General features: G+C 63.6%; 1 protein-coding gene. It reads left to right on the top strand.

Annotated features, from left to right (window positions below):
* Window positions 1–32: 32 nt before the first annotated feature.
* The coding region (locus A4R44_RS47235; RefSeq protein WP_198545697.1) for a condensation domain-containing protein at window positions 33–376 on the top strand (344 nt) is incomplete at its 3' end.

The following is a 376-nucleotide window of genomic DNA, read 5'->3' as shown; positions in this document are numbered from 1 at the left end:
CTTTGGCGCAGCGACTGGACGACGATGCCGACGTGCGGGCCCCGCTGACACCGGTGGAACGACCCGAGCGAACTCCGTTGTCGTTTGCTCAGCAACGGCTGTGGTTCTTGAACAGGACGAATGAGAACGGGTCTTACAATCTGCCGTTCGCGGTGCGGTTGTCCGGCGCTCTCGACGCAGTTGCGCTCACGGCCGCGCTGGGCGATGTCTTGGAGCGGCACGAGAGCCTGCGGACCGTTTTCCCGGACAAGGACGGGCAACCGTGGCAGGAAGTGGTCCCAGTGGAGGAGGTGCGTCTTGACCTGCCGGTGGTCGAGGTCGCCGAAACCGACTTGCAGCGGGAACTGGCTTCTGTCACGTGGCGTGAATTCGATCT

The sequence above is a fragment of the Amycolatopsis sp. M39 genome, from assembly GCF_001651785.1.
GTDB lineage: Bacteria > Actinomycetota > Actinomycetes > Mycobacteriales > Pseudonocardiaceae > Amycolatopsis > Amycolatopsis rubida.
Note: the sequence above shows the minus strand (reverse complement) of the source record. Positions and strands in the feature narration are given on the sequence as shown.